This window comes from Pseudoalteromonas sp. SWYJ118, assembly GCF_015864505.1.
Lineage (GTDB): Bacteria > Pseudomonadota > Gammaproteobacteria > Enterobacterales > Alteromonadaceae > Pseudoalteromonas > Pseudoalteromonas arctica.
Genome location: NZ_JADYXC010000003.1, coordinates 351,863 through 375,906, shown reverse-complemented (window position 1 = coordinate 375,906; position 24,044 = coordinate 351,863). Strand labels below are relative to the sequence as shown.

General features: G+C 39.0%; 20 protein-coding genes. 12 read left to right on the top strand and 8 right to left on the bottom strand.

All coding sequences use genetic code 11. The features are described 5' to 3' along the window. Positions 1 to 115 precede the first annotated feature (115 nt). Positions 116 to 856 (bottom strand): ATP-binding protein, encoded by a 741-nt coding sequence (locus tag I6F48_RS06045; protein WP_197119052.1) that lies wholly within the window; start codon positions 854 to 856, stop codon positions 116 to 118. Further along, positions 853 to 1,182, bottom strand: a complete 330-nt coding sequence (locus tag I6F48_RS06040; RefSeq protein ID WP_197119051.1) for a hypothetical protein — start codon at positions 1,180 to 1,182, stop codon at positions 853 to 855. The genes I6F48_RS06045 and I6F48_RS06040 overlap by 4 nt, the downstream gene beginning before the upstream one ends. An 806-nt stretch (positions 1,183 to 1,988) precedes the next feature. Between I6F48_RS06040 and I6F48_RS06035 the strand changes: the two genes are divergently transcribed. Continuing rightward, positions 1,989 to 2,972: an IS110 family transposase gene (locus I6F48_RS06035; RefSeq protein ID WP_197119050.1), complete on the top strand. Its 984-nt coding sequence runs from the start codon at positions 1,989 to 1,991 to the stop codon at positions 2,970 to 2,972. A gap of 75 nt (positions 2,973 to 3,047) precedes the next feature. Here I6F48_RS06035 and I6F48_RS06030 read toward each other — a convergent pair whose 3' ends face one another. The 3 genes from I6F48_RS06030 to I6F48_RS06020 all read right to left on the bottom strand — a co-directional run bounded on the left by I6F48_RS06030 (position 3,048) and on the right by I6F48_RS06020 (position 6,176). Beyond that, a complete protein-coding gene (locus I6F48_RS06030; protein ID WP_197119049.1) occupies positions 3,048 to 4,148 on the bottom strand; it encodes an HNH endonuclease in 1,101 nt (366 codons plus the stop codon). Beyond that, complete coding sequence (locus I6F48_RS06025) at positions 4,145 to 4,741, bottom strand: class I SAM-dependent methyltransferase (RefSeq protein WP_197119048.1); 597 nt, start codon at positions 4,739 to 4,741, stop codon at positions 4,145 to 4,147. The genes I6F48_RS06030 and I6F48_RS06025 overlap by 4 nt, the downstream gene beginning before the upstream one ends. 196 nt (positions 4,742 to 4,937) lie before the next feature. Next, on the bottom strand, positions 4,938 to 6,176 hold the full coding sequence (locus I6F48_RS06020) for a UPF0149 family protein (RefSeq protein ID WP_197119047.1): 1,239 nt from the start codon (positions 6,174 to 6,176) through the stop codon (positions 4,938 to 4,940). A 195-nt stretch (positions 6,177 to 6,371) separates the two neighbouring features. Between I6F48_RS06020 and I6F48_RS06015 the strand changes: the two genes are divergently transcribed. From I6F48_RS06015 to I6F48_RS05990, 6 genes are all read left to right on the top strand, one after another. After that, positions 6,372 to 7,112 carry a substrate-binding periplasmic protein gene (locus I6F48_RS06015; protein WP_197119046.1) on the top strand — a complete coding sequence of 247 codons (741 nt, stop codon included), beginning with the start codon at positions 6,372 to 6,374 and terminating at the stop codon, positions 7,110 to 7,112. A gap of 7 nt (positions 7,113 to 7,119) precedes the next feature. Continuing rightward, entirely contained in the window at positions 7,120 to 7,860 is a 741-nt protein-coding gene (locus tag I6F48_RS06010; RefSeq protein WP_197119045.1) for a substrate-binding periplasmic protein, read from the top strand. 292 nt (positions 7,861 to 8,152) lie between these two features. Next, positions 8,153 to 9,751: an ABC-F family ATPase gene (locus tag I6F48_RS06005; RefSeq protein ID WP_197119044.1), complete on the top strand. Its 1,599-nt coding sequence runs from the start codon at positions 8,153 to 8,155 to the stop codon at positions 9,749 to 9,751. A 640-nt stretch (positions 9,752 to 10,391) separates the two neighbouring features. Next, positions 10,392 to 11,135: a ferredoxin--NADP reductase gene (locus tag I6F48_RS06000; RefSeq protein WP_101164395.1), complete on the top strand. Its 744-nt coding sequence runs from the start codon at positions 10,392 to 10,394 to the stop codon at positions 11,133 to 11,135. Positions 11,136 to 11,386: 251 nt separating this feature from the next. Next, positions 11,387 to 12,130, top strand: coding sequence for a nuclear transport factor 2 family protein (locus I6F48_RS05995; protein ID WP_197119043.1), 744 nt, complete (start codon positions 11,387 to 11,389; stop codon positions 12,128 to 12,130). Between the two features lie 9 nt (positions 12,131 to 12,139). Further along, entirely contained in the window at positions 12,140 to 12,460 is a 321-nt protein-coding gene (locus tag I6F48_RS05990) for a hypothetical protein (RefSeq protein ID WP_197119042.1), read from the top strand. A 560-nt stretch (positions 12,461 to 13,020) separates the two neighbouring features. Here I6F48_RS05990 and hemH read toward each other — a convergent pair. Then, positions 13,021 to 14,040: a ferrochelatase gene (hemH, locus tag I6F48_RS05985; protein WP_007583511.1), complete on the bottom strand. Its 1,020-nt coding sequence runs from the start codon at positions 14,038 to 14,040 to the stop codon at positions 13,021 to 13,023. A gap of 74 nt (positions 14,041 to 14,114) precedes the next feature. After that, positions 14,115 to 15,443: an HD domain-containing phosphohydrolase gene (locus tag I6F48_RS05980; RefSeq protein ID WP_197119041.1), complete on the bottom strand. Its 1,329-nt coding sequence runs from the start codon at positions 15,441 to 15,443 to the stop codon at positions 14,115 to 14,117. A 200-nt stretch (positions 15,444 to 15,643) separates the two neighbouring features. Here I6F48_RS05980 and I6F48_RS05975 point away from each other — a divergent pair, with 200 nt between their 5' ends. The 3 genes from I6F48_RS05975 (at position 15,644) to arfA (ending at position 19,798) form a co-directional block, all read left to right on the top strand. After that, the gene (locus I6F48_RS05975; RefSeq protein ID WP_007583514.1) at positions 15,644 to 16,597 is read left to right on the top strand and encodes a sensor histidine kinase; all 954 of its coding nucleotides are present in this window, start codon (positions 15,644 to 15,646) and stop codon (positions 16,595 to 16,597) included. A gap of 254 nt (positions 16,598 to 16,851) precedes the next feature. After that, positions 16,852 to 19,392, top strand: a complete 2,541-nt coding sequence (locus I6F48_RS05970) for a TonB-dependent receptor plug domain-containing protein (RefSeq protein ID WP_197119040.1) — start codon at positions 16,852 to 16,854, stop codon at positions 19,390 to 19,392. A 205-nt stretch (positions 19,393 to 19,597) separates the two neighbouring features. After that, positions 19,598 to 19,798, top strand: a complete 201-nt coding sequence (gene arfA, locus I6F48_RS05965) for a ribosome alternative rescue factor ArfA (RefSeq protein ID WP_024593211.1) — start codon at positions 19,598 to 19,600, stop codon at positions 19,796 to 19,798. A 710-nt stretch (positions 19,799 to 20,508) separates the two neighbouring features. Here arfA and I6F48_RS05960 read toward each other — a convergent pair. After that, positions 20,509 to 21,489, bottom strand: a complete 981-nt coding sequence (locus tag I6F48_RS05960) for a helix-turn-helix domain-containing protein (protein ID WP_165741312.1) — start codon at positions 21,487 to 21,489, stop codon at positions 20,509 to 20,511. 220 nt (positions 21,490 to 21,709) lie between these two features. On the opposite strand from I6F48_RS05960, the gene I6F48_RS05955 reads away from it, so the two are divergent. Together I6F48_RS05955 and eutC are read left to right on the top strand one after the other, a co-directional pair. Further along, positions 21,710 to 23,116: an ethanolamine ammonia-lyase subunit EutB gene (locus I6F48_RS05955; protein ID WP_197119039.1), complete on the top strand. Its 1,407-nt coding sequence runs from the start codon at positions 21,710 to 21,712 to the stop codon at positions 23,114 to 23,116. Beyond that, positions 23,113 to 24,000: an ethanolamine ammonia-lyase subunit EutC gene (gene eutC, locus I6F48_RS05950; protein ID WP_197119038.1), complete on the top strand. Its 888-nt coding sequence runs from the start codon at positions 23,113 to 23,115 to the stop codon at positions 23,998 to 24,000. The genes I6F48_RS05955 and eutC overlap by 4 nt, the downstream gene beginning before the upstream one ends. Positions 24,001 to 24,044 lie beyond the last annotated feature (44 nt).

Here is a 24,044-nt window from a genome sequence, read left to right as displayed (position 1 = left end):
TATCAACGGATATTACAACAACGTTAGGCCGCATCATTATAATGCCGGTTTAGCGCCAAATGAATCTGAGGTTAGATATCAAGATTCTAAAACTGTGGCCAAATTTTATTGACCACTACAATCCACCTTTGCACCTTAGCTTTTCTGAGCGCCCTTCTTGATATCCTGGAGATTTTGTCATAAATGGATCTATTGGATGTAACCCTTTATTATTTATAAAGAAGTTACGCTTTTCTTTGCCTTCCATAAACTTGTGAAAATGCAAAGAAATATAAGAATCTAATTCACTTAATGCTGCAGCTAAAACAGTATCTGTATCCAATGAATGACTTGTTTTATTTAGACATGCTAATTTTTCCCAGACAATCTGAGTTCCCTGAATCATTTCTTTATTAAGCAATAATAGAGGATGTTGCAAAATTTCATTTTCATCCAAAATTTCTAAACACCAAGTATTTTCTTTCTCTATTTGGTCAATATCCCAAACAGCCGCACACATAGGATAACCTTGACGCTTAGAAAATACAGTTAGCCTTCTAGCTTGTGAAAAACTAGCTGTTTTCATACCAGAACCAAATCGCCCTAAGTCCCCTCTCAGTCTTTCATCACTAGGATCTTTACAGCCTATTTTCATATTATGAATTAATTCTTGTGGAGACATCCCGACTCCATCATCTAGAATGGATATATTAGGTTCAGCAAGGCTTGGTAATGAGTAAATACTTATATTGGACGCATTAGCTGTGAGGGAGTTATCAATAATATCTGATATTGCAGAAGGCATTGTGTAACCAATACGCATAAGTGTTTTAATATGTGACCTAGGATCTGGTGAGGCATCAGCAAAGTAGCTCATAGTCCCTCACTTAAAACGATTTTAACTTTGTCTAGTGCAATATTTTCTTTAATATCGAGACCATCAGAACCCGCACTAAATTCACATAAGTTAATTATAAATTTTTTTAAATTTATATCCGTTATATTGTTTAAATACATTTCAATTTGATGGTTCTCATCAAAAAATTCATCCAATGTATCGTTAAACCTTTCTTGTGAATATTCTGAGAATCTAGTGTTCACATACTCATAGATAGCGAGTTCTTCAGTATGAGAGATAACACCATCTTTACCACAAACACATGCTGCAATCTTAACAGCACAGTCAATTAACTTTATATCCATAAGCACACCATTAATAAACCAATAAAAATAAAGTTTTAAAAATATGATTTAGTGACTTTCACTTAAATATATAAGGATCGGAGGTTTATATGAACCAATCCATGGCTTTAAAACAATCAGTAAAATCTTGTCCCTAAAATAAATTTAGCATGAACCTTTGGGTAAAAGACAGTCCAAATGAGATAAATATTAATACATTTACATTAGATCTATAAACTTTTTGCAATCTACAAAAAAATTAAACATCCAACTACCAACACACTCCAATTCCCCGTGATCACACCTGAAACTTAGTTAATGATGAGTAATTTACAGCATGGATGCTGTAAAAAGCGTAGCTTGGCCATGGATGGCCTATCTACGCTGGTTACGTTCACATCATTAACGTAAGTTGAAGATACAGTATGATCCTCGGGTGCGCCGTGGGATTCCAAAGGGCGGTCGGCGGCAGCCGCCCTTTGGTTGCCATCGCCAACGCGATATAACCTCGAATAGAGGTTTTTAATCCTTTAAATCCACATCAAAACACCAATTTATGAGCGCGATATAAAATCGCACCTACACATTAATTACACCGAAATTTAAAAGCTTCGCTTTTCGCGCGAGCAAGCTCAGCGCCTTGTATCTCTCATTGATAAATGATTAGCTATCATTTATCACATCGAAGTCAGTGAGCTTGCCTCAGCGCCTAGTATTTAATACTGCTCCGTAGATAAAGCCCTGACTTTCTATTCTCAGAAACTGAATGGTATCCAAGCACACTTTTATTTAAGTAGATGCTGTATGTACAAGGGGAGTAAGTAGAGATGATGTTTATCGGCATTGATATTAGTAAAGAGAAGATTGATTTATCGTGGTTGAGAGACCAGCTTACAAACAAGATTAAAACAAAAGTCTTTAAAAACAAGCATCAAGACTTTTTAGCAATAGAAAAATGGCTTTTAAATACAACTAAAAGCGCTGCTAATGAGCTCGTTATCACCCTCGAACCAACGGGTGTTTATCATGAAGCACTGATGTATTTTTTACACGAGCAAGGCTTTAATATTATTTTAGCGAATCCCGGTAAAGCTAAAAAGTATGCAGACGCTTTAAACATAATTCATAAAACAGACAAATCTGATGCAACGATGCTTGCCCATTACGGCTGTGCTAAGCACACAGTCGTTAGTTATTGGCAACCTGATGCATTAGAAGTTAGAGAGCTTAAAGCCCTTATCCGTCGTTTAGATGCGCTTGAGAGTAACCGACAACGAGAAGCTAACCGATTAGAAGCAAGTGAATTCAGCAACGTTTCTGCGCGTGTTTGCCAATCAATAAAAGTGACTATCGCGTTTTTAGACGATGAAATTAAACAGCTTAAATCTGACATTGATAACCACATAGATAATGAACCTGATTTAAAAAGAAACAGGAAACTACTTGAGTCTATCCCTGGCATTGGGCCCGTATTATCGAGAGAGCTGACGTATTTATTTGCCGCTAAAAAATTTAATAAAGCCAAAGAAGCGGCGGCTTATTGTGGATTAATCCCACGGCACAATGAATCGGGTAAATTAAAAGGGCGAACATCAATCAGTAAACTTGGGCCAGCCAGAATTCGATGTAAACTTTATATGGCGGCCATTGTCGCTGGGCAATGGAATAAAACAATAAAACGACACAAGTTAACGTTAATAAATAATGGTAAAACACCGATGCAAGTTGTGTGTGCAAATATGCGAAAGCTAATTCATATATGTTTTGGTGTAATAAAAAACCAAGAAGCGTTTAAGCTCCAAGAAAGTTAAATACGACCTTGAAGCTTAAAATGAGAGATGGTATCTACAAGTTAAGCGCGATGTAAAATCGCGACTACGCTACGACTACACGTCATACCTTGGCTTTTCTTCCGCTACTAAATCAAGTTCTGTAATTGGTTGTTGATATTTAAAACCAGCCGCCTCTTCAAAATAACCTTTCTTTACCCATAACTTTGCACTATTTGCCTGTGCAACCTGATACGCCCAATCGCTAACCGAAAGTGACTTATCTGAATCGCAATTGAAGTAATCACTAAGTTCATTTGTTAAATGCTGGCTATTAACCACTAAATTTTGTTCTTGCCAGCGTTCGCGGTGAAGTTGCGCGGCTAAAAAGTCACTTTTACTGTTGTTACAAGTGCTATGTGCTGCCACAAAGTTATGACCTAAATCATTTGCGTAGCGGGCAAACGGTATAAAGTGATCAACCTCGGTTTTACTGTTCAATGGTTTTTGGCAATAAAAACAATTGCCATGCTGCAGCTCTATTAACACAGGCTTTGCTTTACTCAGTGCATTGCGATCGAAGCCAAATAAAAAGTCATGTAGTTGGCTTTGTGGGCCAATTAAGGCTTGGTTATGCTTAATACTTTGAATTTTTTGCAGCCATGCATTTTTTGCTAAATAAACAACTAGGTCGTAAAAACGCCTAAAGCAGCCTGCAATACCTTCATTTAAGGTAATGTATGATTGGCCTTTAATATGGGGATACAAGAAACACTCTTCTTTGCCATTTAATTTTTGTAATAGCCACAGCGGGCCGTCTTTAATGGTTTTTAATGTTGAACTGCGTATATTATTCCAATCTTGGCTCTTTTTTAGCTGGCTAATAGAATTAATATTATTTAATTTTGCATCATGAAGCGTAGTTATAATCTTGGCTTGTTTATTAGAGTTGGTATTTTGTAAAAGTAGTTGCTCTCTATTATTACCAATTGCACCAAATGGCGATGCTTGGTGCCAATATAAAGTAATAAATTTGTCGACTAATTCATCAAACTTTATTTGTAACTGTGCTTGCGGATCGGCGTGATGTTTTTCGATACTAATATCAGCCAGTGCATGTAAAAGTGCAAACTTATAAGTAGCACTAAAATCACCTTCAACTAATAAGCGCTGAATATAAGCAATAAAGTCGAGCTGTTGCTGCATTGCTCCAATCATAAAACGTGCACTACTTTAATAAGCGCATTTAGCCACACTTCACTTTCGCGCTCTGGGCGCTGATCAACACTTTGCCATTGTTTAATGGCTTTTAGCTGCGTATGGCTAAGAAAATGTGTTAAAGCAGTTTCGTTTAAATCGGTAAATTCACGACCATTATGCACACGCTCTGTATCGCCATATTTAAACGATACATACAAAACGCCATTCGGTTTAAGCGCACGTTGTAGGTTTAAAAACACCTGCGGTAACTCAACTTTTGGAACGTGTAATAAACTAGCGCAGCACCAAATCCCGTCGTATTGATTTACACAATCTAGCTCTTGGAATGTTTTAACCGCTACAGGTTGTTGTAAGTAACTGCTTGCCAACTCTGCCAGCTCTGGGCTTGCATCAAACGCACTTACAGTAAAACCCTGCGCTTTGAAAAATGCGGCATCGCGCGCACTGCCACAACCGGCATCTAAAATATGCCCGTGTTGTGCAACGTGCGGTAAAAACTCAGCATAAAGTGCCGACATATCAACGTTAAGTGTTGAGTCGCTAAAGGCTTTGGCATTTTGGTTGTAATAAGTAAGTGTGGTATTTGACACGAGACTCACCGCTCCTTGGCTAATCGTTTAACAGCTAAGGCACTGTTAATACTGCATTCATTATTTGTTTAATCTACAGGAACAGGCGCATTAAATATAGGCTTAATAAGTAGAAATTTTTAAATTAATACGCTGTTATTATTAAGTGCTTATGTTGAGCACTGAGCGCGACATAAATCACGCTAAACGTTTTTTGTTATTTTTTTCTTAGCCAAAAAAGACTGGCTGGAACCGAAATCCACGCTTGTTTACCTAACGAATCAAGATAAACACCTACCTCTTCTTTACTGCCTGGGCTGTAATATGGCGGCTGTTCTTTTAGTTTTTCTTGCCCTGTGAGTATTTTGGCAAAGTGTTTACTTTGCTGCTGGAGCATTTTTTTGTAATCATTAGCTGGTTTTGAATCGCCATGTTTTACAAAAGCACTTAGCGCACGGCTTGCTGTTGCGTGTAGCTCTTCACTGTCGGACTTAACCAATAGAGCGTCTAACTTGTCCCATTCTTTATTAATTATTAGGCAATTCATTAATAAAAAGCGATTACCTTGATTGTCGTTTGGGTTTAGCGTTAATAACTCTTCGAGCTCTGACTGTGCTTTTTGGGTATAACCATGCAGCGCATGTATTTTTGCTCGATGCGCGCGAAGCATCATATAAGGGCGGGTTTCGTGCAAGCCCCAAAAGTGCCCTGTGTTGTCTTTAATAAATTGCTTTGTTATGTGCCCTTCCATCATTTCTAAAAGCATCAGCATTGGCTCAAGTGCTTTTAGTTCTGTGTCGGCAAGAACCAGTTCAAGTAGTTCATCAAGCTCATCTAATTCATTTGGTTCTTCGTCTAAAAAGCTGTTGTTAAATTGTGCCTCATCTTCATCACTTAAAGTTAGGTCGTTACTAAATCGAAGTTCAAAAATAGCGTCGGCCATAAAATACACATAATTACGTTTATATTCTTGGGCGTTGTATTGGGCAAATTCACCAAATACTTTTGCCGCTGCTTTTTCGCTAGTAAAAGCTTTTAAAACGCCACTTAGGCTATCAACAGCCTGTTTTTGTAGTGCATTAAGCATACGTTTATTTATATTTTTAAGCGCCTGTAAAACCCCTTTACAGTAACTTGGTAGGGGCATGTTGGGCTTTAGTGAATCCCGGTAGTCTTGCTTGGATAGGCTGCATTTTGCTGGCATTTTTAATTCGTTTTGAATTACTTTATCCATGCTTTGGTTATACAACGCCATTAAGCTTTCGAGGTATTTTAGCTCGCTCTCTTTTTGAAGGTTAATATCTCCAAATAAATCAGGCTGCCATTCACTCGGGGTGAGCATGTGTGGTAACACACCTAACCCCATTAAATAACCTTGTATAAGATAGTAGTTTGGTTGTTTAGTGCTTAATTCACTGAGTTTTATAACATTGTTGCGAATTTTAGTTGACGACATAACGTGCCCTGCTATGTATAAATTTATTATTAGTGTACCCATAGATAAGGTTACCAACAACGCTAGTTTGGTTGTTTTATCCTTAAATTAATTTTTAACGAAATATTTACAAATTTAAACAAACCCGTGCCGCTAAAATACAAAAGCTGGTTTATACTGTTGTAATAATGAGCAAAATAATAACTATGAGGCGTAATGAATAAATTAATTACCGTATTTTTATGTTTGCTGTTTACGGCTCCATTTAATGTATTTGCTTGTGAAAGAACCTTTAGCGTGGCATCGCACGATGCTTTTTGGCCGCCTTATGTAATGGGCATTAACGGCAAGCTGCAAGGCTCGGAGGTTGATGCACTTAACATTATATTTGCTGACTCCCCTTTTTGTTTTGAGGTTAAGTTACTACCAAATTCTAAGCGGGCTTTTATTGAGCTTAAATACGGCCGTGTTGATTTAGGATGGGCTGCAAGTTATACCGATAAACGCGCTAAATATGTGCACTTTAGCGATAACTACCGAACTGAGGTTATGCGCTTATACGAAAACAAAAATAATCAGCATAGTGTTAAAAGCCTCGAAGATATTTTTAAACAAGGCTTTAGTGTTGGCGCTAACTTTGGAAGCTACTACGGCGAGGAGTTTGAGCAATATAAAACTAAATATAAAAAGCAGATTGAATACACCAGTGCAACTAGTAAGCGCTTTGAAATGCTTAATAAGCAACGTATTGATTTTGCTATTGAAGACGAGTTGGTGGGGGCTTATTTTGGCCAAAAAGGCTCAAATATAAAATTAGTAACCAACATTGAGTATGTAAATAAAGACGATATTTATTTAATGTTTAGCAAAAAAACGGTATCGGTTACTGAGCTTGCAGTAATTAATGAGCATATAAACAAAAACAAAACAGCACTTAAAGCGCTGTTTAAATACTAGGAGTGTAATGAAAACTTTATTTTTAACATTTACTACACTGCTATTTACTCACTTTAATGCCCTTGCGTGTTCAAAAACATTAGTGATGGGCACTAACGAAACTAATTGGCCGCCTTACCTTGTTAAGCAAGGTGATACATTTTTAGGTACTGAAGTAGATGCTGTAAGCGCTATTTTTAAAGATTCAAAATTTTGTATTAAATGGACTTATTTTCCGAGTTTTTCGCGTGTTCAAGCTGAGCTTAAAAATGGCCGGGTAGATATAACCTATGCGGCAAGTTATACAAAACAACGCGCTCAATATGCGCATTTTAGTTTGCCCTACCGCGAAGAAGTTATGCACCTTTATAAGCATAAAGACTCAGCTGATGTAACCAGCTTGGCTGATCTTTTTAGTAAGGAGTTTACAGCAGGTATTAACCGAGGAAGCTTTTTTGGTAACGAGCTTGAACAACTAAAAACTAAGTATTCAACACAGGTAGTGCTTACTGCTCAAGCAAATAATCGATTTAGCATGCTAGATAAAAAACGAATCGACTATGTTATTGAAGACTCTGTGGTTGCGCAGTACTTTGTAAAAAAACACCCCTCAATTACGCAGGTAAAGTCTATTACGCCGATTAACGTCAACAATGTGCACTTTATGCTGAGTAAGGAGTCGCTAACACTTGATGACGTGGCGACCGTTAATCAATTAATTACTAAAAATGCAGCCGCTATAAAGTTAATTTATCAACCTGTGCATTAAAGCATGGGCAATAACTTAGCTCTTTGACTGCAACACTTATTTAATATTGCTGGCGGTGGTACTTACTTACATTCCCCGCTGTAAGTAAGTACCACCGCTCACGCTAAAAATAGTGGCTTAAAAACGAGAATTGCCGTTATTTTCGCTTGGTTATAAATTAGCTGCCTTTTATCTTTCATTCGTTGTGGCTGATCTGTATAATTCGCCAGCTAATTTACCCTATTGTCTGGTTCTTGTTTGTGGCGTATTGCTGCAGCGTACTCCTGTCAGTACTAATCTAGGATTACCCTTTTTGATCTCCACCGCAAATATTACGATGCAGTTTGGCGCAGAGCCGTTGTTTGAAAACATTTCAGCTAAATTTGGTAACGGTAACCGTTACGGTTTAATTGGCGCTAACGGCTGCGGCAAGTCGACTTTCATGAAAATTTTAAGCGGTGCGCTTGTTCCAAGTGCGGGTAATGTATCTATTACTCCAGGGTTGAAATTAGGTAACCTAAGCCAAGACCAGTTTGCTTTTGAGCAATACAGCGTTGTAGACGCGGTAATTATGGGCGACGTGGAGCTTTGGAAAGTAAAGCAAGAGCGCGAACGTATTTACTCGTTACCAGAAATGAGCGAAGACGACGGCATGAAAGTAGCCGATCTTGAAAGCGTATTTGCTGAAATGGACGGTTACACGGCAGAAAGCCGCGCTGAAGAAATTTTGCTTGAAGCGGGTATCGATAAAGAATTTCATTACGGGTTAATGGCAAACGTTGCTCCAGGTTGGAAACTACGTGTGCTTTTAGCACAAGCGTTATTTGCAAATCCTGACATTTTGCTACTGGATGAGCCTACCAATAACTTGGATATTCATACAATTACGTGGCTTGCTAACGAGCTTAACAAACGTAAATGTACGATGATTATTATTTCGCATGACCGTCACTTTTTAAACTCGGTATGTACACACATGGCCGACATTGATTACGGCGAGCTGCGTATTTACCCTGGTAACTACGAGAAGTTTTTAGATGCTGCGGGCCTACAACGCGAGCAACTTTTAGCTGAAAATGCTAAAAAGAGCGCTGAGATTGACGAGCTACAAGACTTTGTTAACCGTTTTGGTGCTAACGCATCTAAAGCTAAACAAGCAAGTTCGCGCGCTAAAAAAATGGATAAAATTAAGCTTGATGAAGTTAAATCTTCAAGCCGTATGAGCCCATCGCTTTCGTTTGACGAAGGTAAAAAAATGTATCGTCAGGCGCTTGAAGTTAATAAGCTTGGCCATGGTTTTGATGGCGAAATGTTATTTACTGGTGGTGATTTACTATTAGAAGCTGGCGCTAAGCTTGCTGTAATTGGCGAAAATGGTGTGGGTAAAACTACATTTTTACGCTGTTTAGTAGATGAGCTTAAAAGTAATGAAGGCGAAATTAAATGGTCTGAAAATGCGACCTTTGGTTATTGCCCGCAAGACAGCACTAAAGATTTTGAAAACGATTTAACGTTGTTTGATTGGATGTCGCAATGGCGTACAGCTAAGCACAACGATTTAATGGTTCGTGGCATGTTAGGCCGTTTGTTGTTTACAGCAGACGATTCAAACAAGAAAGCACGTAACTGTTCTGGTGGTGAAAAAAACCGCCTGTTATTTGGTAAGTTAATGATGCAAGACGTTAACGTGCTTGTAATGGACGAACCAACTAACCACATGGATATGGAAGCCATTGAAGCGCTTAACAATGCATTAAAAGACTTTGAAGGTACGCTTATTTTTGTAAGCCATGACCGTGAGTTTGTATCGTCATTAGCTACGCGTATCATTGATATTAAAGATAAAAAAGTAATCGACTTCCAAGGTACGTTTGACGAATACCTAGCAAGTTGTGAAGAGAAAAAAGCGTAAACTTTTTCTAATTGCTTATAAAAACGGTGCTAAATTTAGCGCCGTTTTTTTATGTGTGGAATTTGAGTTTAACTATAAAATTAATTAATAAAGGCTTAAATAAATAATTCACTAAGAGGTTAAGAGACGCTACGCTTTTAGAGTCAGTGATAAAATACTCGTTTTCTGGCTTGGTTCTTCTCATTTACTCCTCTTTGGCTTCTCCTAGTGCAATAGTTTTTCAAGTAAATAATTCACTAATGATGATATAAGACGCAGCGCTTTTAGAGTCAGTGATAAAATACTCGTTTCTGGCTTGGTTCTTCTCATTTACTCCTCTTTGGCTTCTCCTAGTGCAATAGTTTTTCAAGTAAATAATTCACTAATGGTGATATAAGACGCAGCGCTTTTAAAGTGAGTGATAAAATAAAAAAGCACTGTTTTTTTGACTTTATTTTTCTTAGTTACTGCTGCTTCGCTTTTCCTTATGCAATTAATGGCTCCTATCTCAGAGCTAATTATTCACATTATTTTATTGGTAAATTCTGCATACATCACAGCTTTAAATCTAGTCATATTCTCCTGTAAGTCTTTGTCACTTAATGCTAATGTTTATGGAGTGAGTTATTTAAAACTTTAATGGCTAAACCAAGAGGTAACTATGTCTAATTGGGTTGAAGCAACAGTAAAAAGCGTAACATGGTGGAGCGAAACGCTCTTTAGCTTAACCGTTAATGCTAATGTAGAGCCGTTTAAAGCAGGGCAATTTACAAAGCTTTCTATAATGGATGGCGACAAGCGTATTGCTCGGGCTTATTCATATGTGAATGCCCCTGAAAACCCCGATCTTGAATTTTACCTTATTAACGTTATTGACGGTTTGCTTTCTCCTCGTTTAGCTACATTACAACCTGGCGAAACCGTACTTATAGAACAACACGCAACCGGCTTTTTTACCCTTGATGAAATACCACAAAGCGATCAGCTTTGGATGTTAGGTACTGGCACTGCCATAGGCCCTTTTTTATCGATATTACAACAGCCCGATGTATGGAAAAAATACAAAAGCATAAACTTAGTGCATGGTGTACGTTTTAATAACGACTTAAGCTATCAGGCACTTATTAACGAGTTATTAAGAGTGTACCCAGAACAACTCAACTACATTCCTGTTGTAAGTAGAGAAGAGCCATTACAAGGCTTAAGTGGCCGGATTACTAACGCTATTGAGAGCAACGGCTTGTTTGAACATGTAAAATTAAATCCTGAGCCTAGTAACGCGCAATTTATGATTTGCGGAAATCCACAAATGGTAAAAGACACCACCGCGCTACTTCTCGATAAAAACTTTACGCGTAACCGCCGCAAAGCACCCGGTAACATTACTGTAGAGCAGTACTGGTAGGCTACAGTGGTGGTATTAACTATCCGATAACGTTAAAATTTGCTATGTTGCACCCTTATACCAATATTATCAAAAATATGATCATTCTATCGCATTAAATAACTCACTAACTGCGTTAAAAGTTATTCATATAGAACAACTATATGTCACAATTTTCGCCTTGTTATTGTGCTATTTTCTTGACGCTATAATAGATCACTTATTTAATGTAATTGGTATTACACGTGTTTAGTGTTCATTTTAGGAAAGTTATGAAACCGTTATCTATTATTTTTGCCTCGTTAATTACCACCGTTGCGCTTATTACTTACGCCGCAGAACAAAGCGAGCCTGAGCAAAAAGAGCAGCAAGTTGAAGCTCAAGCAAACGCTGAAAAAACAAAAGTTGAAGATGAGCAATCAGTAACTCAAGTCAAAGCTGACGACAAAGTAAATACGCTTGAATACAAAGCACCTGAGCTTAAAAAGCCAACAATTGATGCGACTAAACCAGACGATTCAAAGGTATTGGGTAACGAGCAGATTAAACCTACTGAAAAGCCGAAAAATAAAATAGAAAAAGCAGTGGCTGTAGCCGAAGCTGAAAAAGCAGTTACGCAAGCAAAAGAAGCGCTGACAGTTAAGCAACAAACTAAAGCTAAGCAATCGCGCGAATCACTTGCGGTAGTAGAGCAGTTAGTTAAAGCGTATAACGCGCGTAACATTGAAGAGTTTCTTCGTGTATATGCCGAAGATGTTGAGTTTTATATTTTCCCTAATGAGCTATTATTTAAAGGTAAAGAAAAACTAATAGAACGTTATGGGCTAATGTTTAAAAAGTTAAAGTGTATTCACTCATCACCAATTAAGCGCATAGTGCACGGCGATATAGTGATTGATCACGAACTATCAGAAACCTGCTCAACTGACGAAAAGGTAGTTGATAAACGCTCAGAACTTATTTCGAGTTACCAAATTAAAGATGGAAAAATAGTACGCGTACTGTTTTTTAGATAAAGGCTTTATATGCAAATAAATGACGATAAAAAAATTCGCTTAATGTATCGCATCGAGCCCGGTTGCCTTGGCCCTAAGGGTGCTGAGCATGTTGAAGATTTTTGTCGTTTTGCAAATAAACATATTAAGTCACCATTTTATGGCCAATTTGTATTTTTACCTCGTTACGATAAAGCCATAGACGAGCGACAATATAGCGTTAACAGCCGTAATTTATCACTTGCTCAGGCTCATGCGTACTTAAAGCATTTTGATATTGATATAGAAGAATTTGAAGAACAGCTCGACGAGCTCCTCACTAAAGCGATTGATTTATACTTTAAGCGATAGCGTTTAATTGCTGTTGCTTAGGTATTCTCCCCCTCCACAATGCGTTTTTATTTATTTTAATTATTATTAAAAGTATAAGTAATTTCTTCCACAAAGATAAGGTAATCAGTAATAACCGAGAAAAACCAGATCGGCCAATATGTATCACTTACTCTAAAAGCGCAGTGCCTCTTAAGCTCTTTGTGAATTAATTAGGTCTTTAAAAGCTTTTATTTGCACAATGAGAAGTAAAAGAGGAGTGAATGAGAAAGCCGAAAACAAAAACCAGTATTTTATGTTTTATCACTACTTTAAAAAGCGCAGCGCCTCTTAAGCTCTTTGTAAATTAATTAGCCATTTAAAAGCTTTTATTTGCACAATGAGAAGTAAAAGAGGAGTAAATGAGAAAGCCAAAAACAGTATTTTTATGTTTTATCACTACTCTAAAAGCGCAGCGCCTCTTAACCTCTTTGTGAATTAATTAACTAAATATTTTAAAAGCCCTTAAAACAAAAAAGCGGTGTTAATTTTAACACCGCTTAATGCGAACTATTTATAGCTATGTGCTTTTATAATCAGATTTACAACATCGGTTTTATAACATCAAACACAGCTTCTATGTGGTCGTCTCTGTCGTTTAGTGCCGCTATGTAACGGTATTTTTTGCCGCCTGCGTTTTCGAATATTTCTCGGTTTTCGCCTTCCAGCTCTTCAAGTGTTTCTAGGCAGTCGGCGCTAAAAGCAGGACTGATAATGGCTACATCGGTAATACCCTCATCAGGCAGGGCTTCAAGCGTTGCGTCGGTGTAAGGCTTTAACCACTCGGCTTTACCAAATCGACTTTGAAAAGTACTAATTACTTTGTCTTTATCAAGGCCTAGTTTTTCGACAACTAAACGCGTGGTTTGTAAACATAGGCAATGGTACGGATCGCCTCGCTCTAAAAATAGTTTAGGCATACCGTGATACGAAAAAACAATTTTTTGTGGCATACCATTCGCTTCTAAATCCTCACTAATACTATTAGCAAGTGACTCAATATAACGGGTGTTTTTATGATAGCCATTAATAAAGTGCAGCTCTGGCACCCAGCGCCATTTACGCAGTACGCTCGATACAGCATCGAACGTTGAACCCGTGGTTGGGCTAGAATATTGCGGGTACATTGGCAATATAATAATACGCGTTAAGCCTTTATCACGAAGCTCCTCAAGGCCTGCCTCTATTGAAGGATTGCCATAGCGCATAGCCATTACTACTTCGGTATTGGTATAGCCTTGCTCTTTTAATAAGGTATTTAGCTTTACGCTTTGTTGGCGAGTGATGTGAGTAAGCGGTGAGCCATTTTCGGTCCATATACTTTCGTATAATTTAGCCGAACGCTTAGGGCGCACACGCAAAATAATGCCATGTAAAATTATCATCCATACTAGGCGTGGTATTTCTACAATGCGTGGATCTGATAAAAACTCACGTAAGTATATACGAAGCGCAGCAGCTGTTGGTGCATCAGGGCTACCTAGGTTAGTAAGCAGTATTCCCGTTTTTTGGTTAAAACGCCCATCATGGGGGTTGTCAGTAACCGCAGAAAATCGCGACACAGAGTGCTCCTTCAAGCAAATTCAATAATATATTTTATGCACATTGTAACGAAAAAAACTGCCGTTTAGATCAATCATTTAGCAGTTTTAACCATAATTCTAAATGGGGCTGGTTTTTTAGATTCTAGTTGCTGCAGTTTTTCTATTGATTTGCGGCTAAATACATGACCTTTAGGCAACAACATTATACCCGAATGGCTGTGCAGAGCATGGCCGAGTATCATTTGCTCTTTGAGTTCATGAGCATTACAAATTAGTACTGATCCTGCTGAACTTTTTTGTTCGTGTAGTTTTGCATGGCTTGCTTCAAGCGCACGAACTATTTTAGGGTGGTAAAACGAACCACTATAAAGTTTTACACTTTCGAGTGCATCCTCATGGCGCTGCTTTTCATCGCTTGCATTGCTCTGCTCAAACGCGTCCCAGTAATCGCGCGCTAACCCTAATACCATAGCCCCTATCGGTATATCGTTTCCAGCAAGGCCTTTGGGCATTCCATTTCCGTTAAAACGTTCAAACTGGTAATAAATAGCATCCGATAAGTCGTGTAAATGTATTGCTGGCATTAGCATTAATTGTGCAGTACTTGGATGAGTATAAAAGGTTTTGCGTTGTTGCTCATTTAACCGATTTAGCGGTTTTTTATAAAGTTCAGGGTCCATAGCAAGCAAACCTATTTGTGCTAAATAACCCGCCATTGGGGCAAGATCGATGCTTTTTTGCGACAGGTTTAAGTAAAGCGCTATTTGTGTACAGGTATTTGCAATATTTTGTGCTTTGTTGCCATCAAGGTAAGGATTTGCATTAACAAAATTATATAGCAGCTCAACGGTCGATTTGTGCTCTTGTTTTTCCCGCTCGTTGGCGTCTTCAAGCTTTTTTAAAACTTGTTTAATTTGTAAGGTACGTTTTTCTACTCGTTGCTCTAACGTGTTGTTTAGCTCAAGTAGTTCTTGGTTTTGCGCCTTAACTTGTGTTTCTAATTTTTTGTTTTGCTTTTTTAGCGCAAATTTTTCTAGGCTATCTTTAATGCTTCGAAGTAATAAGTCATTTTGCCATGGTTTTTGAATATAACCATTTATTTGCCCTTGGTTAACAGCCGCTAGGGTTGTTTGTATATCGGCGTAACCGGTTAATAAAATGCGTTGAGTGTCGGGTGCCAGCGCACGCGCTTTTTCTAAAAACTCGGCACCGTTCATTACTGGCATCCGCATGTCGCTAATAATTAAACCAAATTCATGATTTTTAAAAAGTGTTAGTGCGTTTTGCGGATTATCGCAAACAATAACCGTTAAGCCATTTACTTCAAGTAGTCGTGTTAACGTACGTAGTACTATTTCGTCATCATCAATACAAAGTACATCGATCTGATTCATTGGTGTGTTTGGTGTTGCTTGAGTCATTGCGCCGCCTTTAAATTACTTCTGGCTAAATAATAGCTTAAAAAAACATCCGTGACCTGTTTATGCTTACCTTTTATATAGAGTAGGAGTCACCTAATGTGGTTATTATCTATAAGTAGATAAATGCTCACACTAAAGTTGCAAATTTGCATGTAGACGACTAAACGTTAAGTATAAAGTTATCTATATGGATGAAAGGAATGAATGGATCAGATGGTAATTTTGAACGTGCTTTTTTAAACGAACAAAAGCTGCGCTTGGCCGCAGAACAATTACTCAAAGATAAAAGCACCGTTTTAGTTGCCATAAATAATGAATTACAAAAAAAAGTAGCCGATTTAGAACACCAGCAAATGCTGTTTGTGCAAACCGAAAAAATGGCAACCTTAGGAACGCTTTGTGCAGGCGTAGCCCATGAAATAAATACCCCGCTTGCCTATGCAATGAGTAATATAGAAAGCTTACAAAATTCTACTCCTTTGCTTATCACGTTGCTAAAGCTTAACGAGCAATACTTAAACAATGAAATTAAAGAAAGCCGTTTTAAACACGAAATCGACATACTCAATTTACAGTATCCGTATGCGTGGCTTTATAACAATTTGCAGGGACAAGTTAACGACAGCGTTGAAGGACTCAAACGAATAAAACAAATTGTGCATGACTTATTAAACTTTGCCCACCCCTCCTCCTCGCAAGATAAACAACTAACCGATGTAACAACGGGTGCTAATAATGCTTTAAGATTATTAAGTAACAAACTCAAACTATGCGAGATAAAAACGCGGTTTGAACCACTACCACTTATTTGGTGCAATTTATCGTCAATTAATCAAATTTTTGTAAATCTATTAATGAATGCTTGGCAAGCATGCGAGCTTGATTTAGAAAAAGGCTGCATTATTGAGGTCAATATTTTTGAACTAAACACAAATATCTGTATTGAGGTAAAAGATAATGGCTGTGGAATGAGTGAAGACACAATAGCGCATATGTTTGACCCTTTTTACACGACAAAAGAAGTTGGAGAAGGTACCGGTATGGGTATGACACTTGTATACGCTATGGTGAGCGATCATGGCGGAAAAATAGAAGTTAACAGCACATTAGGGACAGGTACGACCATCCGCTGCCTATTACCTTTAAAAGCGTAAACTAACGAACAAAATCACAATGTAAATAAAAAGTTAATAGATCTTTTTTTTGAAGTTTAATGCCCTTGTAGCGTGTATTTCAATCGATTAAAGGTGGTTTTTTCTTATCTTGAAATTTATTTGCATACTTAGACCAAATATTTAGTTTTTTTCATTTCTTTTTGTTTGCATATGTTGCTAGGATGTTTGCAACAGGTTATGAGCACCATAACCACACACATATTATAAGAACACAAAAAAACAGGGTCGTCACTATGCCAACATACCGTTTAAACACACTTGCTGTAGCCGTTGCTTTCGCGTTTAGCGCACCAAGCATTGTTAACGCAGAAGAAGCACCAGTGCAAGCTGCTAAAAACATTGAGCAAATATCTGTATTAGGATCGCGTGTATCTAACCGTACTTCTACAGAGTCTTCTTCTCCTATTGATTTAATTGACGCAGATGATTTAACCAAAGGTGGCTTTACCGAGCTTGGCCAAAGCCTTCAAGCGACAGCGCCTTCATTTAACTTTTCGCGTACACAAGTATCTGACGGTTCTGATTTATTTAGACCCGCAACACTTCGTGGCCTACAGCCAGATCAAACTCTTGTATTAGTAAATGGTAAACGTCGTCATAACCAATCAATTTTTGGCCTTAACGGTACAGTAGGCGCAGGCGCTGCGGGTACTGATATGAATGCGATTCCGCTAACGGCCCTTAAAGGCGTTGAAGTATTACGCGATGGCGCAGCGGCGCAATATGGCTCTGATGCTATTGCAGGCGTAATTAACTTATCTCTTAATAACTCAACCGGTATTACAACGGGTTTTATACAATACGGCGGCACAAGTGAAGGTGACGGCGACACTATTTCAGCAGGTTTAAACCGTGGTTTTGAATTAGGCAACGAAGGCGGCTTTATTAACCTATCGCTTGAGTACCGTGATGCCGATGGCACTAACCGCGCCGAGCGTGATACGGGGGGGTCGCTTAATGTTGAACCAGGTACGTTAAGTGAAGACGTACGCTGGGGCCAAGGTAACTCAGAAAGTGAATTTACGTCGTTATTTTACAACATGGCATTACCAATGGGCGACGGCGAGCTTTACTCGTTTGGTGGCTACTCAGAGCGCACGGCGCTGGGTAATGGTTTTTACCGTAATTTTAACGAAGCGTCTAAAAACGTAACCCAAGTATATAGCGATGGTTTTTTACCGCGCATATATAACGAAGCACAAGATATTTCAGTCGCGCTTGGTTTTAAAGGCGATATAAACACAGATTGGAATTACGATGTATCGGCCGTTTATGGTGAAAACCAATACGACTTTACATCACGCAATACATTAAACGCTTCTTACGCGGCTGAGTATTTATTTAACAACCCAAGTGCAAGCGATGCCGATATTGCAGCAAACTCAGGCCCTAGTGGCGGTTACTCAGGTGGTTTTAGATTTGATCAAACAACGCTTAACCTTGATGTAAACGGTATTGTAGATATTGGCCGTGGTGAACCTTTATATGTAACAGTAGGCGCTGAATATCGTAAAGAAAACTACGAAATAGTACCTGGCGATGAAGCATCATACGCCTGTGGACTAGCAAATATGGATACCTCGTACCCATCAGTAAACGATCCAGACCAATTTGCACAGTGTGGTTTTCAGGCTTATAACGGCCTACGCCCTGAAGCAGCTAACGACAGCGACCGTAACAGCTACGCAGTTTATGTAGACGTAGAAACTATGATCACCGATGCATGGAACGTCAGTGGTGCGCTACGTTATGAAGATTTCTCAGATGCTGGGGATGATTTAATTGGTAAATTAGCAACACGTTATGAATTTTCAGATGACTTCGCTGTACGTGGTGCGGTATCTACTGGTTTTAGAGCACCATCACTTCAACAAAGTGGTTATACAGCCTTTACAACTAACTTAGGCTCAGACGGCACATTAACGCAATCGTTCACTGCAAACACAGGGACCGCTTTCCCAAGTGCGTTAGGCGTAGATAGCTTAGAGCTTGAAACTTCAACAAACTACAGTGCAGGTTTTGTTTACGATGTAACAAGCGAGCTTTCGTTAACGGTTGATTTTTACCGTGTAGAAATTGAAGACCGTATTACGCTTGGCAGCTTACTTACCGCTGACGACGTATCGTTTAGCTCAGAAGCAGTTGCAGCGCTACAAGCAACTGGAGCTGTGCAAGCTAACTACTTCTCAAACTCGGTTGATTCTACTACGCAAGGCGTTGATATTATTGCATCGTACCGTACAGAAGTTGAAGGTGGCAATTTAGGAGTAACCTTTGCAGGTAACCTAAACGATACTAAAATTGACGGCGTAAATGCTGAAGACGGTATTCCTGAAGCGGTTGCTTTTGATGATTTACAACGTAGCTTTTTTACCGACGGACAACCTAGTGAACGTGCAACGCTTACGTTTGACTACGAACGCGATGCCTACACATCAACCATTCGCTTTAACTACTTTGGCGAAACAGATGTAAAATACTTTGGTAATGACCATATTTCATTACCAGGTGAGCTTTCGCCAACAGGATCGTTTAAACCAACAAGTACGGTTGAGTCTGCTGTGTTAGTTGATTTAAATGTTAGCTACCAAATTAACGACATGTTTGCGCTTTCAGTGGGTGCCGATAACGTATTTGACGAAACGCCAGACGAGCTAGGCGACGACGAAGTACTTAACTTTATCACCAACGGCGCATTTAAATACCCAGTACGTGCATTACCTTACGGCTTTGACGGCAGAACGTACTATGCAAAAGTAAGCTTTAGTTTTTAATTTATAAAGCAAACTAAAGTAATATTAAGCGCAGTTATTAACTGCGCTTTTTTTATACTTTTTTATTACTAAAAAAGTACCTGTTGGGCATTAAAAATACTTGCGCGGTTGAAAATTAAGCCTACAATCGCCATCTCTTAAATAGGCTAATATAAAAGCCTTTTTATTATTTAACTTAAAATAACCATTAGTTGATAGGAAATATATGACTAAAAAATCTAAAGCAAAAACCGCAAGCAACAGCGCGGTAGACACAGGACGAGGCGTTATAAACCACAATGCACTAGCGGCGATGGTCACCTCTAAATTATTTAAACCACAAGTGGTTAAAGCTAAAAAAGGCAAAGGTTCGTTTAAACGCAACAACAAGCATTCAGGACAAGAGTCCTATTTAATCGCGGCTTAAATAGCACCGATCAAATAGGGCTTTTGAATATAGTAAGCGAGGTTTTATACCTCGCTTTTACTTTTAAAGCATACAAGCCACGTTACATAAGCGCGAAATAAATTCGCACCTACGGGTTTGGTATTTGCACGGTGTAGGTGAGGTTTTATACCTCGCTTTCACTTTTAGAGCATTAAAGCCATGTTACATGAGCGCGAAATAAATTCGCACCTACGGGTTTGGTGTTTGCAAGATGTAGGTGAGGTTTTATACCTCGCGTTCACTTTTAAAGCATTTAAGCCATGTTACATAAGCGCGAAATAAATTCGCACCTACGGGTTCGGTGTTGATGTAGGTGAGGTTTTATACTTCGCTTTCACTTTTAGAGCATTTAAGCCACGTTACATGAGCGCGAAATAAATTCGCACCTACGGGTTTAGTGTTTGCACGATGTAGGTGAAGTTTTATACTTCGCTTTTACTTTTAGAGCATTTAAGCCATGTTACATAAGCGCGAAATAAATTCGCACCTACGGGTTTAGTGTTTGCACGATGTAGGTGAGGTTTTATACCTCGCTTTTACTTTTAAAGTATTAAAGCTAAATTACATAAGCGCGAAATAAATTCGCGCCTACGGGTTTAGTGTTTGCACGATGTAGGTGAGGTTTTATACCTCGCTTTCACTTTTAGAGCATTAAAGCCACGTTACATGAGCGCGAAGTAAATTCGCACCTACAAGTTTGTAGAGCACGGTGGTTTAAACTGCTGTGCTGAATTTTTAACTGTTTGTGATGGGTTTTCACCAAATAGTTGCGTGTAATCTTTAGCAAATTGTCCCGCATGCCAAAATCCCCAATTGGCTGCTATTACTGAAATTGGCTTATCTTGGTTTGGTTTTTTTAGTTCCCGCCTTACATTATTTAAACGTGTTAAACGTAAAAACCGCAAAGGGTTAATTCCTAAAACACTCTCAAAACTATACTGAAGTGTGCGCCTACTTACAAAGGCAAGCTCGCACAGCTCAGTTATGGTTATTGGGTTTTGTGGATTTGTGGCCACGTAATCTTTTACTTTATCTACTACGGCTTTTCGATGTTTATAACTTGGCGCAATATTTTGTTGTGGATTATCTGCTTGTAATAAGTGTAGTGCCAACATGTTTAGCATATCTTGCTGTGATTCGGTTTTAAGTCCAAAGCCCTTGCCTACAACCATGCTATTAATTATTTGCCTTGCCGTTTGCAATGATGAGTTGCTTACCGATAAGCGAGCTGATTGTGCAGATGATAGGTTTTTCAATGTTACGCCTTGTAGCTGCGCCATATATTCAATTGAATTCCAATCGATTACCAAACCATAAATATTAAATTGCTCAGGGGTTATCAGCTCAAAGTCATTATCACTTGTGCGGCACATAAATTGATTACTTGCCACACTTAGACCATTAATCTTACTTTGCTGCGACTGACAAGGAATGCCAAGCCAAACCGAATTGGGGGCGATGTTACATTGCTGACGAAGCGCTCGCTCGGTGTATTCTTTAAACACATGAATATTGACGTAATCTGTTTCTTCAATAAAACCATAAAAGCTGCCGTCGCTCATTTGATCGTATTTTTGCTGCCATTGAGTAAGGCTATGCGCTTGCTCGTCTATATCGTGTGTTTGCACCTTGCTCTTTAGTGGTGCGTTGTAGCTACTTTGCTGCGCCATATAGGGGATGCTCTTTTTCGTTACACTTTTATTATGGTTAAGTTAACACCGCTTTGCGTATGTAACCAATTGAATTGGATTAATAAATAATCTTTTGCCGAAATTCGATAGTTACTTGGTACAAAATAAGCTGTCTTGTAACTATTGAAAATTGATTTATAGCTAAAGATGCAGCAAAACCTATACCAAGGTTTATCATGTTAGTTATGTGGAGTAAATCATGGGGCAAGCGTACAGTTACACTTTAGGTACACACACTTATAAATTCAAGAACTTAGCCCAGTTAATGGCTAAAGCAACGCCGCAACGTTCGGGTGATCGCTTAGCGGGTGTCATTGCACAATCAGCACAAGAACGTGCTGTGGCACAAATGACATTGGCCGATGTACCTCTTAAAACATTTTTAAATGAGGCACTTATTCCCTACGAAGATGACGAAATTACACGCTTAATTATTGACGAGCACGATGCCAATGCCTTTATGGCTATTGCACATTTAACCGTAGGTGATTTTCGTAATTGGCTTTTAAGCGACTTTGCAACACCCGCTGTACTTGCAAGTATAAGGCAAGGTATTACGCCCGAAATGGCTGCTGCTGTTAGCAAAATAATGCGCAATCAAGATCTCATATTAATTGCTAAAAAGTGCCATGTTACAAGTGCTTTTAGAAACACTATTGGCCTCCCTGGGCATTTATCTACACGTTTACAACCAAATCATCCAACTGACGATATTAACGGTATTGCTGCATGCATGCTTGATGGGCTGCTATACGGTAATGGCAATGCCGTAATAGGTATAAACCCAGCAACCGACAACGTTGCCCAGGCCATTAAATTAATGACATTAATGGATGATGTTATTCAAAAATACGCCATACCGACGCAAAGCTGTGTGCTTACCCATGTTACTAACACTATTGAATGTATAGAAGCTGGCGCACCGGTTGATTTGGTATTTCAGTCGATTGGTGGCACGGAGGCTACTAACTCAAGTTTTGGTTTTAATTTAAATACCTTAGCTGAAGCGCAAGATGCCGCTTTGAGTTTAAAGCGTGGCACTGTTGGCAATAATGTGATGTATTTTGAAACTGGGCAAGGCAGTTCGCTTTCAGCAAATGCGCATCATGAGCTTGATCAGCAAACGTGTGAAGCTCGCGCTTATGCAGTTGCTCGTAAGTTTGATCCGTTACTGGTTAATACCGTGGTGGGGTTTATTGGCCCTGAATATTTGTTTGATGGTAAAGAAATTACCCGAGCAGGACTTGAGGATCACTTTTGCGCTAAGTTACTAGGCATACCGATGGGGTGTGACGTGTGTTACACCAATCATGCAGAGGCCGATCAAAACGATATGGATAATTTGCTAACGCTATTAGGTGTTGCAGGTTGCTCGTTTGTAATGGGAATACCTGGCTCTGACGATATTATGCTTAATTACCAAACTACGTCGTTTCATGATGCATTATATGTGCGTCGAGTTCTTGGTTCTAGACCCGCCCCTGAGTTTGAAGCATGGCTAAGCAAAATGAAAATTATGCAAAGCACTACCGACATCACACTTTCAGATACCTTGCCTCCCGCTTTTGCTAAACCTCTGGGTGCAATTGCTGGAGGTGGCTCATGAAATCACGTTCAAAACCGACCACTCCATTAGATAACTCAGTAAATGAGCATAAAAATAACGGTAATGTAGTGCACAACCCTTGGAGTGATTTACGGCGTTTTACCGACGCCCGTATTGGGCTTGGTCGCGCTGGTATAAGTTTGCCCACCTCAGAAATGCTGGCTTTTCAGTTATCACATGCACAAGCGCGTGATGCGGTGAGTTTTCCGCTTGATATTAACGAAATGACTGAGCAACTGGGCAGTATTAATGATCTAAAAGAGGTTGCCCCTCCCCTGCATTTACATAGCCAAGCCGTTGACAGGGTTACTTACCTTCAGCGACCCGATTTAGGCCGCAAGCTTGATGAAAGTGGTAGGCAAACACTTCTTAATTATATGAATAAGCAAAAGCACACTACGCAAGCTAAGTACGATTTAGCAATTGTAGTGGTTGATGGGCTTTCGTCGCTGGCGGTACAAAAAAATGCATACCCATTTATAACAGAGCTATTAACGCACCTTACAACAGACAAGCAATTTAAAATTGCTCCCATTACTTTGGTTGAGCAAGGGCGAGTAGCGATTGGCGACGATATAGGTGAGTTGCTAAATGCGCAGGTGGTTATGGTGTTAATAGGAGAGCGCCCAGGACTTAGTTCGCCAGATAGCCTTGGCTTGTATTTAACATGGGAGCCCAAAACAGGACTTAACGATGCATGTCGTAATTGCATATCGAATATTCGCCCTGCAGGCCTACCTTATACAGAAGCGGCGAGACGCGCACTGTACTTATTACGTGAAGCTAAAAAACTAAAACTAACTGGGGTTAATTTAAAAGACCGCACACAAGATGATGTAATTGAGCATCAGGTATCAACCACTAACTTTTTAATTGCTGAGTAATTTTAATTAAAAACACATGAAATAAAACAATAAAAACTAAGCAT